Genomic DNA, 15,573 nt, shown 5'->3' on the forward strand with positions numbered 1-15,573 from the left:
AGGGCATCCCACTCGTATGTGGAGATGCCTTCTACTTAATACCAGATTAACCACTTAAATCTTAATTTTCTTGCCTTTTAGATCGAGGACACCTTCTGAGAAACTCGCTTTTCCAGTGAAGGTATTTTCCTTTAGTTTAAGCACAACATCAATATTGTATCCTTCCACATTGACCTTGAAAGACACTTTTTCTTTATTAACCTTTAAGTCCTTAACCGTAAATTTATCGTAATCTACCTTAACGATGCCTTTCCATTGTCCATCTACTTGGGAGAATATTAGTTGTCCTTTGTCATATCCATCCTGTGAATTGGTCACTTCATACGACCATGTTCCAATGATGTTGTCATTGTTTGTAGTAAAGGATAAGTTGACAATTGTAAAAAATAGAATTGCAATTTTAAAGGTCGCCTTTAAATTCATAGATATAATCTTTATTGTATTTCAATCTTTTTCTAGTAAAGTACAATTATAGGGAAAACAACTTTATAGTTTTGAATGCTACCGTATTTTAGGGGTAAAATGGCCATATCTGGGATAAAATTTACTAGGATAATTTTTCTTCCACTGCTTTTATATAAGTTGAGGAAACTGGAATAGGGTCATTGGGTAAGGAGTTTAGATAAATCCAATGCTTTTTTCCCTCTTTTTGAAAGCTGGACAATTGTGATATGTTGACTAAATAGGATCGGTGAACTTTGATAAGAATTCCTTCCCCTATATCTTTAGAAATGTTTTTTAATGTATTTCGAATCAGTTTTTTCTTGACTATTTTATCCAATAGGTAATGCACGGCGATATAATTGTCTTGTGATTGGACATATAATAAGTTGTTTTCATCGACGATGAGTTTTGTTGTCTGTTGGTCGTCTTTGAAAATTATTCTTTTATCTTTCGGCTTAAGTGGTTGAATAGTAGGTTTTGGAAGGCTGGGTCGTGGTTGAAAAAAGTAATGTAATATAAAGTAAGTAATAAACATTGAAAATGGAAGAATAATAAATGCTATTTTGACACATTCTAATAGGGTTTTTATTTCATATTGTCCATTGAGAAACATAAAGGTTTTAAGCAATGATTGAAAAAAGCCTATAATTGATATTTCTATTATCATCCATAACCAGTTCCATAATAGTTGATTTTGGGATTGAATAGGTATTTTTTTGTAAAAATATTGACTAATCCAAAGGGATAGTGCAGAGACCAAACAGTAGAATAGCATGGCGAAATTGTAGCGTTCACCATACCAAGATTTGAGTTCGAAAGGATAGAATAATATAAAAAAAATGTAATTTAATAGGGTAATGGTAATTATAAATCTCAAGCCATTTAACTCCTGGCGGTAAGCCCAAAAGTTTTTAATGAAAGAATTGGAAGGATGGCTTATGTAATGGGGCATATAGAAAGTATTGTAGTAAAATACTGATTTTTCAGGATTTTATTTCGTTTTTTATAAAATTAATAGTGATTGTCAGCACCTTAAGTTCAAGTGTTTTTACAAATAACCTATAGTAATTGTGTGATTTTACATAGAATATGGTATTCAACGTAAAGCTTTGGTTTAGCCAATGTTACACTGACTAATCTGTCTAATTGTGTTAGTTGTTTTTAAGGTATTAGCCTTTATTTGAATCTTCAGAGATAAAGGTCTTTGGGGCATGGTATATTTATAACCGACGCAAAAGTAAATATTTTTTATAAAAATACAATCACTTTTAACAAAAATGATTGACTGCGATAGTGCTGTCTATTTTACTTTTATTATGGAAGGTATAGGTTGATTTATACGAAGTATATTAGTAAGCTATATGACTTGAAAGGATATACTGAGCTCCATTTAAAATAATATAAATGAAGTTCTGTATAAAATATGCCTATTCAAGGAATGGTATTTTCTGTCCATGTAATTGGGAAGATTTGATATGGCCTATTTCGGATAAATTATGGTTACTGTATAGAATTGAAATCACCCAAGGTGAGATCACCAGTTTCAAATCCTTTTTTAAACCAATACATTCTCTGTTGCGAAGTACCGTGAGTAAAGGCGTCTGGGACTACATATCCTTGGGCTTGTTTTTGGAGTTTATCATCACCGATGGCATTGGCCGCTCTAAGGGCAGATTCCAAGTCGTTGGGGTCTAACATTTGTTGCATATTGTCTGCAAAATATCCCCATACACCGGAATAAAAGTCAGCTTGTAATTCTAACTTCACAGATAATTTATTGTAATCGGTTTGGCTGAGTTGGGATCGCATTTGTTGTACTTGCCTAGATGTACCCAATAGATTTTGTACGTGATGGGCTACTTCATGAGCAATAACGTATGCTACCGCAAAATCTCCAGGTGCTTTAAATTTGGTTTTTAACTCTTGGCAAAACGAAAGGTCAATATAGACTTTTTGATCTGCTGGGCAGTAAAATGGGCCCATCGAAGCTGAGGCTCCACCACAGGAACTTTGGGTTGTTCCAGAGAAAAGTACCAATTTTGGCGGTTGGTATTGCATGCCGTTTTGTTTAAATATTTCCGTCCATATTTCTTCCGTACTGGCCAGTACCACACCCACCATGGCAGCAGTAGGGTCGTCATCGTAGTTTGAGGCAGAAGTGGTAGTTGTGGATATGGAAGTCCCACTGGGTTCAAACAGCTGAATCAAACCAGTTAAATCTTTACCGGTAAACATACTTATCAATAGGACAATAATGACACCTATACTTCCACCAGCAGCTACTTTTTTACCTGGAGAACGTCGTCTGTCTTCAATATTTTTACTTTGTCTTCGTCCTTGCCATTTCATGTGAGTATAATTTGATCTTGTTCAAATATAAGAGGAAATTTAATTAAATTAAGAGAAGTTAAATACAATGTGGTGAAAACTGCTTTTGCTGCGAAGGAAATTTATTTTAAACTGATATCTGGTCTTTTAAATATAGAGTAAAGACTAGATGTGTTGAAATACATATATGGTAGAATTAACCTATTCAGGTCAATAGTTAAAGGCCCAATTTTTTTAAAAACTGACTTATTATATTCCTGATAGTTATAATGATTATGTGATATTATTAACCATTTGTTGATTTTTTATATTGATTTTGTCTGAAATAGATGTAAGAAAGTTGAAAATTTTTACATTGGACTTCTAAAATAAATGGTTTTCAAATGGTGAATAAGTTTTTAGTAGGAATTTTATTGAGTTTTGTTTTCTGTGTTCATATTCATGGGCAAGAAATTAAAACATTGAGTAATGATGGAGCATGGTGCTGGTTTAGTGATCCCAGAGCCATTTTTGCTGGAGATAATGGAGATGTTTTTACCGGTTGGGTCAGCAGTAAGGGTGATATTGAAGTGGCATCGCTTAATGTTAATACAGGAGAGGTAAAAACCAAGAATATTTATCCTAAGATGGAAGTTGATGATCACGATAACCCCGCGTTTGTGGAATTAGGAGATCAGAGAATACTTACCATGTATGCTTGGCATAGTAGTACAAAAGGGGTGATACAAAATACTACTGAAAATCCATTAGATATCAATAGTTTCGGTGACAATGTAGTGTTTAAACCACGTAGTCAAGAATTGGTGGATAAATATGTAAAAGAAACCTATACATACGCCAATCCTTTTGTACTGAGTAAGGAGAAGAATAAAGTTTTTTCTTTCGGTCGTTGGATTGGTTACAAACCCAATATGATCCAGTCTGAAGACAATGGAGAAACATGGGCTGAACCAATTTTAGTCGTAACATCAAAAAAATTGGAGACAAATAAGCGGCCTTATGTAAAGTATTATTCAGATGGTGTATCCAAAATACATATGATTTTTACTGACGGTCATCCTGCCGTTGAACCGCTTAATTCTGTATATTATTGTTATTACGAATCAGGTGCTTTTTGGAGAGCCGATCACAGCAAAATATGCGATGTGGCAGATGCCCCATTTTATTTTGAGGATGCTAGTGTAGTGTATCGGGCAACGGAGAAAACTGGTCGTGCATGGGTATTTGATGTGGCTATTGATAAAAAGGGACGCCCCGTGGTTGCATATTCTCGATATCCACGAGTTAAGACACATAATTATCATTATGCTGTGTATGATGATGGTCAATGGATAGATAACAAAATAATATATTCTGGAGCTTGGTTTCCCGAAGATGTACATGGACAACGGCAAAAGGAATTAAATTATTCCGCAGGTCTGACTTTGGATCCTAGTGATCCAAGTATTATTTACTTTTCACATGATGTCAATGGGATTTATGAAATATCGAAGGGCAAAACCAAAAATTTGGGGAGGAAATGGAAGCTAAAACCGATTACCAGTAATTCTAAATATGACAATGTCAGACCGTTTGTGCCGAGATATAGAAAGAAGGGGCAGCAGAATGTGTTGTTGTGGATGGAAAATAGTCATTACATACATTATACAGATTATTTATCCAGAATAAAGTACACTACAATTCGGTAAGCGGATAGGTTTAATAATATTGTACTTTTTCAAAGATATGATATTATTGTTAAGGCTTTTATGTAATTGTCCAACATTAGTTGTTCGTCTTTCGATGAGTTGTTCTATTTTATAAACAAGGGATAAGAGTCTATTTGTATTTTGAAATGGAAACACTAAAGCTAGTTTATGGTAACGTTACCGAATTTTTATATTTTAGCTAAATAATAAAAAATATCGTTTATGAATCGGAGTAATATTTTATTGGTTTTATTGGTTTTTGTATCCTGTTTTAACCTTCATGCACAGGAGGTGAAAACATTAACTGAGGACGGAGCATGGTGTTGGTTTAGTGACCCTAGAGCTATATTTGCAGGTGATGATGGTATGGTATTTACCGGTTGGGTGACCAGCAAAGGGGATATAGAGGTGGCGTCATTAGATGTGGAAAGCGGTGAGGTGAAAACCAAGAATTTATATCCTAAAATGCAAATTGACGATCACGACAATCCAGCTTTTGTAGAGTTACCCGATCAACGAATAATGACTATGTTTACTTGGCATGGTGGGGATAATGGGGTAGTGCAAAATACTACTATGAAGCCTATGGAATTAAATAGTTTTGGGGAAAATGTAATTCTCAAACCCTATACCGATAAATTGGTAGAAGAATATGTGAAATTGTCATATACCTATGCCAATCCCATGAGATTAAGTGAAGAGAAAGATAGAATCTATGCTTTTGGTCGTTGGATAGGCTATAAACCCAATATGATATATTCTGACAACAATGGAAGCACTTGGTCTAATCCTTCTATCGTGATTACTTCTAAAGACTTGGATACCAATAATCGTCCTTATGTTAAATATTTTTCTGATGGTAAGTCAAAGATTCATATGATATTTACCGATGGCCACCCTGCGGTAGAGCCCCTTAATTCAGTATATTATTGTTATTATGAAGCGGGCGCTTTTTGGAGAGCGGATAACAGTAAAATATGTGATGTTGAAAACCTGCCTTTCCACCCAGAAGATGCAACTGTAGTATACAAAGCCACTATGGAAACAGGACGAGCTTGGATATTTGATGTGGCTATCGATAAGAAGGATAGACCTGTAATTGCTTATTCGCGTTATCCAAGGGTAAAGACTCATAATTATCATTATGCAGTTTATGATGATGGGCAATGGATTGATCACAAGATTGTATATTCTGGTACATGGTTCCCCGAAGATGTTCACGGGCAACGTCAAAGAGAATTAAATTATTCAGGGGGTTTAACTTTGGATCCGATGGATCCTTCTACCCTCTATTTTTCACATAATGTTGATGGTGTTTTTGAGATTTCAAGGGGGAAAACTTCCAATGATGGCAAGTCTTGGAAATTTAAATCTATTACCAAAAATTCTACCAAGGATAACGTTAGACCTTTTGTACCAAGGTATCGTAAAAAAGGTCAGAAGAATATATTGATGTGGATGGAAAATAATCACTATATACATTTTACCGATTATCACTCTAGCATAAAGTATACTAAAATACGATAATCATATGGGAATTTGCTTTTATTTAGAGCAGTGATTTTTTTTCCTTATTGACAGACTCACTTTAAATATCTTAACAAAAGCCTTCGTAGAGATACAACTACGAAGGCTTTTGTAATATATCAATGAGAGGTCGGAGATAAAATAATCTTATGCTGTCTTTGATAGATATTATTTTCAATAGAAATATAATCCTATATTAATTTATTTAATATAGATATCTACCCTATTTGTGTAAGTTTCTTATTTAAGGGATGGTGAAATATATGTAAATATAATAAGGGGTGTATTGTTTTAATAAAAAACCTTTCAATTTAATGTGTTAAATTTTATTCTAGTGCAAAGTAGTTTGAAGATGGAAGCATTTTATATTTATTGCTGTATAATTTGAAAGAAATTAGTTTGTTTACAATTGATCTATTGACTACCTTATTTTATTGCATTTCCTTGTATTTTTTATTTAAAAAAATACAATTGAATTTATATTGTATGTTAATAGTATTCCGAATTCAAAGCCATATATCAAGTGGAATAAGTCCTAAAATTGAAATAATGTATTATTTATCCATTTATGCGTAGAATTAATGTTAATAAATTATAAAATGGTAAATATAATTGCTAATTTGCTATCTTTTGACAGGGTAGAATATTTATTGTAGCAATGGTTAGGAATATCTTAAAAATTGGATTGTGTGTTGGCGTTTTGATCGCTGGATGTGGGGAAAATAAAAATGAAGTCGCTTTAGGTCAAAATTTCAAAGTTCCAAAGAAAGTCGATTTCAATTTTCATGTTAAGCCCATTTTGTCTGATCGTTGCTTTGCTTGCCATGGGCCAGATGAAAATGCCAGAGAGGCGAGTTTGAGATTGGATATTGAAGAAGATGCATTTGCAGCATTAAAAGAAAATCCAGGTCATTTTGCTATTGTTGCCGGAGATCCAGAACAAAGTGAATTAATTAGAAGAATCGAGGCTGCTGATATCTCAGTGGTAATGCCTCCTGCTGAATCTGGGCTTGTCCTTTCCGATTATGAAAAAAAAGTTTTACGAAAGTGGATTGAACAAGGTGGGGAATACGAATCTCATTGGGCTTTTATAAAGCCAGAAAAGCAAGAATTGCCTTCCACTAAAGATCATAAGTGGGTAAGGAATAATGTAGATGTATTTGTCTTGGATAAAATGAATGAAGTAGGATTGAAGCCCAACCCAGAAGCAGAATCAATGGTTCTCATCAATAGATTGTTTTTGGATTTAAATGGATTGCCACCTAGTGTAGAAGATATTGAAAAGTATAGCACGGACTGGTCCGATACTAAATATGAAGCTTTAGTCGATGATTTGCTTTCGAGACCAGCCTATGGTGAGAAGATGGCATTGCACTGGATGGATGCGGCGCGATACGCGGATTCTTACGGATATCAAGACGATGAAATGCGCAGTCAGTGGCCTTGGCGAGATTGGGTAATTCACGCTTTCAATGAAAATATGAGTTACGATAACTTTATCACATGGCAGTTGGCAGGAGATTTATTTCCAGATCCAACACTTGAACAGAGAATAGCCACTGCTTTCAATCGAAATCATAAAATTACTGAGGAAGGTGGGGTCATTCCTGAGGAATATCGCGTGACCTATGTAATCGACAAGACCAATACCTATAGTACCAGTATATTGGGGATTACTATGGAATGTGCTCAGTGTCACGATCACAAATACGATCCGTTTTCACAAGAAGACTATTATCAATTGTATTCCTTTTTTAATAATACTCCTGAAGTGGGAATCGAAGCCACAGTGGACAATTCCTTACCTGGTAAGATACCTTATATTACGATTACCCAAGGGCAGCGAGATAGTTTGGTAGATTTCATTAATGCACCAGATACCAATGGCATAATGTTGTCGGTGATGGAAGATCTAAAGGATAGTATAAGGCAGACCTATATATTGGATCGTGGGCTTTATGATCAACATGGAAAAAAAGTCAATCCAGGTACTCCTGAGTCAATTATGCCTTTCGATCTAAGTGAGTATAGGGCGGATAGATTGGGATTGGCGGAATGGACAGTGAGCAAAGATAATCCACTTACTGCTAGAGTTTTTGTGAATCATATATGGGGGAAGATTTTTGGCAGGGGGATAGTGGCATCAGTGGAAGATTTTGGAAATCAAGGGGAGCTACCATCTCATCCTCAATTGCTAGACCATCTGGCTGTTGATTTTATGGAATCTGGCTGGGATGTAAAACAATATTTAAAGCGGTTGGTAATGAGTGCTACTTACAGGCAGTCATCGACTATGGATAATAAAAAGTTGAAACATGATCCAGATAATATTTATTTGTCACGATCTAGTAGGACAAGATTGACTGCAGAAATTATTCGTGATCGATTGTTGGCAAGTAGTGGATTGTTGAATCGTGAAATTGGAGGTCCAAGTTATAAACCTTATCAGCCTGACGGGATATGGGAAGTGACTAGTTCTGGTCGAGGATCTTTAAAAAATTATGTTCAAGATCACGGTTCTCAATTGTATCGCAGGGGGTTGTATATATTTATTAAGTTAACCGTACCCCCGCCTAATATGTTGATTTTTGACGGTAGCAATCGAGATTTATGCGAGTTGGAAAGAGCCAAGACAAATACACCATTGCAGGCCTTGGTAATGATGAATGATCCTATAGTATTGGAATGCTCTAGAGTAATGGCTCAAACTTTACTGCAAAATAGCCGTATTGACTCTATGGATTTCATCCTTGATGAAGTCTTTCTACGTACACTATGTCGCCATCCAAGCCCCAAGGAAAAGGAGGTATTAGCTGATTATTTCCAAGATGAGTTGCAGCGGTTTACAGATAAACCTGCTGAGGCCAAAAAGTTTATCTCAGTGGGAGAATATCCCTTGGCCAATGATGTTAAGCCGACAGAGTTGGCTGCCTTGATGTCGGTCATACATCTAGTGTATAATTTAGAAGAAACCTTGGTAAAAATTTAAGGTATGGAAGAAAAAATTTTAAAAGAAGCGAGATTAAGAGTTAATAGAAGACATTTTTTGTCGAAAATGAGTGTTGGCATTGGATCTGTGGCCTTGGGGTCATTATTGATTCCTGATTTGTTTAAACAAGGATTGACTGGCAATCCAGAATTGGATGCTGTTATTCCTCATTTTGCCCCAAAGGCTAAACGGGTAATTTATTTGTTTCAGAGTGGTGCTCCATCTCAGTTTGAGTCCTTTGACTACAAGCCATTATTGAGAACAAGGATGGGAGAGGATTTACCTGCATCAATTAGAGGAGAACAGCGTTTAACCGGTATGACGGCCAATCAATCGTCGTTTCCATTGGTGGGTTCCTATTATGATTTCAAACAATATGGTCAATCAGGGGCGTGGATTAGTGATTTGTTTCCACATACCGCTAAGATAGTCGACGAATTGTGTATTGTTCGAAGTTTGCATACCGATGCCATTAATCACGATCCGGCTATTACATTTTTTCAAACAGGAGCTCAACAGGGCAATCGCCCCAGTATGGGGGCTTGGTTGAGTTATGGTTTGGGTAGTGAAAATGAAAATTTGCCGGGCTTTTGTGTCCTGGTGTCCAAAGGAAAGGGCAATGGTCAGGGCGTGTATTCCAAGTTGTGGACCAATGGTTTTCTAAATTCAGTACATCAAGGGGTGCAAATGATGGGTGGTCCTGATCCTGTATTGTACTTAAGTAATCCAAGGGGTACAGATATGGCGTCACGACGTAAAATGCTGGATCGCCTAGCAGAGTTAAATGAAATGCAACACGAAGAATTTGGGGATCCCGAAATAATCGCCAAAGTGCAACAATATGAAATGGCCTATCGAATGCAGACTTCTGTTCCCGAGGTGACCGATTTGTCCAAAGAGCCCGACCATATTATCAAAATGTATGGTCCAGAATGTTTAGTCCCTGGTACCTATGCGGCCAATTGTTTACTTGCAAGAAAACTGGCGGAGAACGGGGTGCGATTTGTTCAGTTGTATCATCAGGGTTGGGATCAACACGGTAATTTGCCCAATGAAATGGCTGGTCAGGCAAAGGATGTTGATCAAGCATCAGCAGCTTTAGTAATGGACTTAAAACAGCGAGGTATGTTAGAAGATACTTTAGTAATCTGGGGTGGTGAATTTGGTCGAACCAATTATTGTCAAGGTTCTTTGGCAGCAGATAATTATGGTCGAGATCATCATCCAAGAAGTTTTTCGGTTTGGATGGCTGGTGGTGGTATTCAACCTGGTATAGTCTATGGAGAAACCGATGAGTTTGGTTATAATATAGCCAAAGATCCCGTCCATATACATGATTTTCATGCAACTATTTTAAATGTATTGGGATTAGATCACGAAAAATTGACATTTAAACATCAAGGTAGGCGGTATCGATTAACCGATGTTGCCGGTCATGTAGTTCGAGATATATTAGTTTAAAATGTTGGATTATAGATTGTAATAGTCTTGAATAGATAGATGTCAATATGGGAAAGATATTTGGGAAGTTGGTTTTGGTTAATTTTGGATTGGATGTATTGATTGTTTTCTTTCTACTCGCCGAGCAATGGATATCATTGCCTAGCTTGTTGGAGGTTGTAGGTAGGGCTCATCCTTTGATTTTGCATTTTCCTATTGTCTTGGTTTCAGCAATCCCCTTTTTGCCTTTTTTATTTAGAGATTTTGATGCCAAAACTAAATTGCTTCGAGTTGGGGATTATTTTAAACTCGTTCATTTCTTTTGTGCTTTTACTATTTTGGCGGGATTGTTTTTGTCTCAAGAATCAGGCTATGCTGGAGAGTCGGTTGATTTTCACAAATGGTTAAGTGTTTGTGTTTTGTGCGGGGTTATACTCTTAGAGCAAAATTTAAAATTATTATTTCGAGAACGCCAATGGGTTGCATTGTCTTCTGTAGTAGTTATTTCTTTATTGATTGCTGGTCATATGGGGGCAGGTTTGACTCACGGCAGTGATTTTTTGACTGAGCCATTAATGGCAAAATCGAAGCAGAGGCCGGCTTTTGCCGATGCCGATCTATATCAAGATATTGTATTTCCAATTCTTGATCAAAAATGTATAAGTTGCCATAACAATGAAAAATCCAAAGGGGATTTAGTTTTATTGGATTCTGTAAGTATTTTCAAGGGTGGGAAAAATGGAGAAGTTCTAATTCCTGGAAATTCGGATAAAAGTCCTTTCATTCAACGTCTTGTATTAGATTTGGAGGATGAGGACCATATGCCTCCGAAAGGTAAAATGCAATTGACTCACGAAGAAATAGATCTTTTGAAAAATTGGGTCAGTATAGGTTCTCCTTTTCAGCTAGCTATTCAACAATTGTCGGCTTCAGATACCGTGTATCAGATGGCCCAGGCTATCTATGGACAGGAAGTAGAGCAAGATCAGTATGACTTTTCACCAACTTCGGCGGCAACAATTGAAAAGTTGACAGATAATTATAGATTGTTGACACCTATTGCTAATGAGTCTCCCGCCTTGTATGGAAGATTTTTAAGTCGAAGTCATTTTAAATCTTCTCAATTGAAGGAGTTGAAAGCAGTTGAAAATCAATTGGTCGATTTAAATCTATCCAATATGCCAGTGACTGATGATGATTTGAAAGAATTGTCTAATTTTAGACAATTGCAAGTGCTGAATTTAAATTATTCAAAAATTACAGATATCGGTCTCAATGCATTAAAGGATCTGGGTAATTTGCAAATACTATCCGTTATTGGTACAGAGATTTCTTCTGAAGGTATTAAAAACTTTTTAACGGTTAATTCATCTATTAAAAAATTGTATCTCTGGGGTACCAAAATAACTGAAGATGAATTAAAAGATTTGGCAAAACGATACAGCGATATTACATTGGTGGGGAAGTCGAATCCTTTTGGAGATCGATTGTTGCCATTAAATCCACCTAAAGTGGAGCCAGATCTTACGTTTTTCTTAGATACAATGCGTGTTAAGGTAGGTCATCCTATTCCAAATGTCGATATTAGGTATACAACCGATGGCAGCGAACCAGATAGTATTCACTCTCTACAATATACTCAAGAATTGTTATTAGACTCCAATGTTGTCCTAAAGTTTAAAGTGTTTAAACAGGGATGGTTGGAAAGTTCATCAATTAAGCGAGAATTTTATCAAAGTGCCTATACCCCCGATACAAGTTGGTTAGAGAATTCACCTCATAGAAATTATTTGGGGGACGGAATACTATCAATGATTGATCTTAAAGCTGGTGATTTGGATCAGAGAAATAAGGCTTATTTGGGGTATAGAAATGTATCTTTTAAAAGTGTGTATGAATTCAATTCTGCTCAACCTATAAAGACTATTGTAGTTAGTGGTCTGCACTTGCCTAATAGTTATATTTTTCCACCTAAAGAGATAGTAATCTACGCCAAAGAGAGCGATGGTTCTTATAGAAGAATCTTGAGTCGATCTTTGAAAATGCCAGATAAAACTATGTCTTCTCAGAAGTATTTTCAAGAAATTGATTTGCCAGGTCAGTTAATAGCTGGATTGAAATTGGAAATTATTCCGTTTTTTCAATTACCAGACTGGCATCGTGGGAGGGGAGAGCCAGCTTGGATTTTTATAGATGAGGTACTTTTTAGATAAATAAAAAAAAATATGTTTTTCAATATGTATAACATATTATAATTTATATTAATGTTTAATGGATTGTTGTCAAATATTTTTCGTTAAAATGAGAGGATTATAATATAGTTTAAATTTTTATTCTAAAATCGAAAATCCCTATTATAAGGAAACAAGTGTTTATTTATTAGTAAAATATTTATACCTTTAAAACCGCTAAACATAAAGCCTAAAAAGAAATCCAAGCGGAACCCGATGATGAAACAGTACAGTAGCAGGTTGATTCAATTATTTATTCAAGCCAAATTGTCAATAATGACAATGCTGGGCTTGCCTGCCAAGTTTCAACACTTATTAAAGGCTGCAGGTCGCCAGATCTGTTTGATGATTACCAACGAATTTTCTTGGATGACAAAAATCCAAAATTTATCTTCTTTTAATAGATCATTAAAAGATTTTCGAATTCGTATCTCGAGACTAAATGAATTTGTAATTAATTCTAAGGATAATCCTTTGATCAATATATTTTTGAAATCGAATAATTTCTTTTTTGATGGGATTTCTGTCAAGTTCATAAATCGTTCATTGCGATTTGAGGATAGATGGAATCCATCTTTGGTGGTTATTGGTGGATAATTAACTTTTGTAGATTAGATTGTTTGAAGAAGAGAAGATTATAACTCCATTGTTTTCTATAATGAATGTGTTAGGAATCGGTGGTTTTATTGCGAATTTTTAAAATTATATTTTTGTATTTGAAAAGCCTAAATGTTATATCATCTAAACTAGAACTCATGAAAAAGACGAATTTTACACTAATTCAGCCATCGTGGTTGAGCTCAAACTGGCTCAAAGGCTTATTGCCTTTGTTGGCTTTTGTGATGCTCTCACTACCGATGCAAACATTTGCACAGGAGTCGCCAAACTGTGCCGATATCGGACCTTCTATCGACCAGGATGGAGTGGCTCGATTCGAATTGGCTGATTTTGTCACTAACAGTGGTTTGGGTGGAGTACGTCCAGCAACTGTAGTGGTGAAAAACGAATGGGGTAGCCCAGTGAAATTGTATTCTGACCAAGAATTAACCAGTTCATTAGGTACTTCTTTCGAGTTTACTTCAGGTGGACAAGATGTCTATATCGACATGTGTCCATTGTTGGGTAAAACCTTGAGCTTTTCAGTAAGTAATGCTTCAGGAACATGTACTAATGGTGAAATCAGAGTGAATGGATTGCCACCAGTAGTATTGACTTCAAGATTTCAGCACGATGTTACTGGTCTACCTACTCATGGTGGTTCATATGTCACCTCAGCTAGTGGTATCTCAGAAGCAAAAACTGCTGGAGTAAGACGAGGTAAGGTAGTAACTTACTGTGGAATGGTGCCTAGCGCAAGTAATTCTAAGTATCAGCCTGTAGTATCTGTACCATGTGCAGGTAATAGAGGAAGTGGATATTATGGTTTGGCTGTTCAGCCAGATTGGATTATGCCAATTTCTTGTAATGAAGAGAATGATACTGCCGAGGTTATTTTCCGTACTTGGGAAGTATTTAATAAAGATGGTGCGATCACTACTTTGGTAGATACTATCGTAGTGTTGAGATTGCCAGCTTTTGGTCCTGCTTCATTTAAAGGAAAAGCAGAGGATACAGCTTATTGTGAAATCGATGAAAATGAAATCGGAGGGGAGACCCTTAAGAGATATGCAGCATGGAAGCAGCCAATGGGTCTACACGACTACGAATTGCCTTATGGCAAAATGGGAGCTGTAACCTATGAATTGCCTGCAGCCGTACTTCTTGCTGGTTATGTAAATGCAGCAGCACAAGATTTATTGGATGAGTATTTGGCTTGTGTTATCTTGAAAAAGAATGACAAAGCTCAAACTGAATATACTATCGGTGAAATCATTAACGGAGACTATATCAGTGATGTATTGACTGGTGCAAGTAGCACACAGTTGGGATATGGTGCATTGAACATCGTAGCAAGATTGGCTGACGATTGGGAAAATCACTTAATCGCTTTGGCGTCATTCCAATATTTCCCATATGTTTTCTTGGAAAAAGGAGACAGAGTATTGTCAGCAGATGGATATTACGAAGAAGTAACTGACCAATGGTTCTGGGATGGTAATGGCAATAGTCCATACTGGTTTGCAGCAGGATGGCCTTCAATCTACGGATCAGGCGACTGTGTAAGATATTGTGATGTAGCTACTGGTACTACAAGCGATTGTGTATCTGTATGTGTTCCTGTAATTGAATTGGATGATGAAGGAAATCTTGATTTCTCAGTAGGACAAAATAACTCTCCTGATGATTGTGTTGAAATTTGTTTAGATGATTTTGCTGGATTGCCACACTGTGGAATCACAATGACTTCTGACAATGCCGACTGGACAGGAACATGTCCTAAGACAAAAGGAAGAAATGTCGTTATCAAACAAACTTGTTGGGCTAACGGTGATGTGTTAGGAGAATTGAGAGCTTGTAATGAAGATATTAGAAACAATGGTGAATTTGGACCTGATTTTGTAGCTGGAAACTATGCTATTCAACCAGAATCTGATTTTGCTCATTATACCATTGATAATGATATAGATTGGTCTGCTGGTTTAGTATCAGAGAAACCAAAATACATTATATCTCAGTGGTTGACATTGATTGATACAGTAGGTCCAATCTTTGACTTCTGTTACCCAATCCACAACAACTACGCTGATGGTATAGATTTGATCTCTAACTTAGGAGATTGCAGATACCAAGGAGAAACTGAATTGAGAGAGTGTGCTTATATCAATTGGGATCACGAACAGATCGTAGCTGATATAGCAGCTGGTCTACAAAACGAATCAGCAAGAGAAGCCGAGTGGTGTAATGCTACTGTATATACTACAGAGAGCCACGACTGTGCCACTGATGTATATGTACCAAGTGTAACATTGAAAGATGTATGTTCAGG

At 36.2% G+C, this 15,573-nt stretch carries 10 protein-coding genes; 7 read left to right on the forward strand and 3 right to left on the reverse strand.

Features of this window, described 5'->3' with window-relative positions; translation table 11 throughout:
* Positions 1-54: 54 nt before the first annotated feature.
* From LVD51_RS10325 to ypfJ, 3 genes are all read right to left on the reverse strand, one after another.
* Positions 55-423, reverse strand: coding sequence for a hypothetical protein (locus tag LVD51_RS10325; RefSeq protein WP_236971154.1), 369 nt, complete (start codon positions 421-423; stop codon positions 55-57).
* Between the two features lie 124 nt (positions 424-547).
* Positions 548-1,111 (reverse strand): LytR/AlgR family response regulator transcription factor, encoded by a 564-nt coding sequence (locus LVD51_RS10330; RefSeq protein ID WP_236971155.1) that lies wholly within the window; start codon positions 1,109-1,111, stop codon positions 548-550.
* Positions 1,112-1,944: 833 nt separating this feature from the next.
* A complete protein-coding gene (gene ypfJ, locus LVD51_RS10335) occupies positions 1,945-2,793 on the reverse strand; it encodes a KPN_02809 family neutral zinc metallopeptidase (protein ID WP_236971156.1) in 849 nt (282 codons plus the stop codon).
* 362 nt (positions 2,794-3,155) lie between these two features.
* Here ypfJ and LVD51_RS10340 point away from each other — a divergent pair, with 362 nt between their 5' ends.
* The 7 genes from LVD51_RS10340 to LVD51_RS10370 form a co-directional block, all read left to right on the forward strand.
* Positions 3,156-4,460 carry a BNR-4 repeat-containing protein gene (locus LVD51_RS10340; protein ID WP_236971157.1) on the forward strand — a complete coding sequence of 435 codons (1,305 nt, stop codon included), beginning with the start codon at positions 3,156-3,158 and terminating at the stop codon, positions 4,458-4,460.
* 222 nt (positions 4,461-4,682) lie between these two features.
* Positions 4,683-5,987, forward strand: a complete 1,305-nt coding sequence (locus LVD51_RS10345; RefSeq protein WP_236971158.1) for a BNR-4 repeat-containing protein — start codon at positions 4,683-4,685, stop codon at positions 5,985-5,987.
* Positions 5,988-6,645: 658 nt separating this feature from the next.
* A complete protein-coding gene (locus tag LVD51_RS10350) occupies positions 6,646-8,976 on the forward strand; it encodes a PSD1 and planctomycete cytochrome C domain-containing protein (RefSeq protein ID WP_236971159.1) in 2,331 nt (776 codons plus the stop codon).
* Positions 8,977-8,979: 3 nt separating this feature from the next.
* Positions 8,980-10,437, forward strand: coding sequence for a DUF1501 domain-containing protein (locus tag LVD51_RS10355; RefSeq protein WP_236971160.1), 1,458 nt, complete (start codon positions 8,980-8,982; stop codon positions 10,435-10,437).
* A gap of 47 nt (positions 10,438-10,484) precedes the next feature.
* Positions 10,485-12,629 carry a c-type cytochrome domain-containing protein gene (locus LVD51_RS10360; RefSeq protein WP_236971161.1) on the forward strand — a complete coding sequence of 715 codons (2,145 nt, stop codon included), beginning with the start codon at positions 10,485-10,487 and terminating at the stop codon, positions 12,627-12,629.
* A gap of 234 nt (positions 12,630-12,863) precedes the next feature.
* Positions 12,864-13,244, forward strand: a complete 381-nt coding sequence (locus LVD51_RS10365) for a hypothetical protein (RefSeq protein WP_236971162.1) — start codon at positions 12,864-12,866, stop codon at positions 13,242-13,244.
* Positions 13,245-13,402: 158 nt separating this feature from the next.
* Positions 13,403-15,573: hypothetical protein (locus LVD51_RS10370; RefSeq protein ID WP_236971163.1), on the forward strand; the 2,171-nt coding region annotated here is incomplete at its 3' end.

This window comes from Membranihabitans marinus, from assembly GCF_021729155.1.
GTDB classification, from domain to species: Bacteria; Bacteroidota; Bacteroidia; order Chitinophagales; family Saprospiraceae; genus Membranihabitans; species Membranihabitans marinus.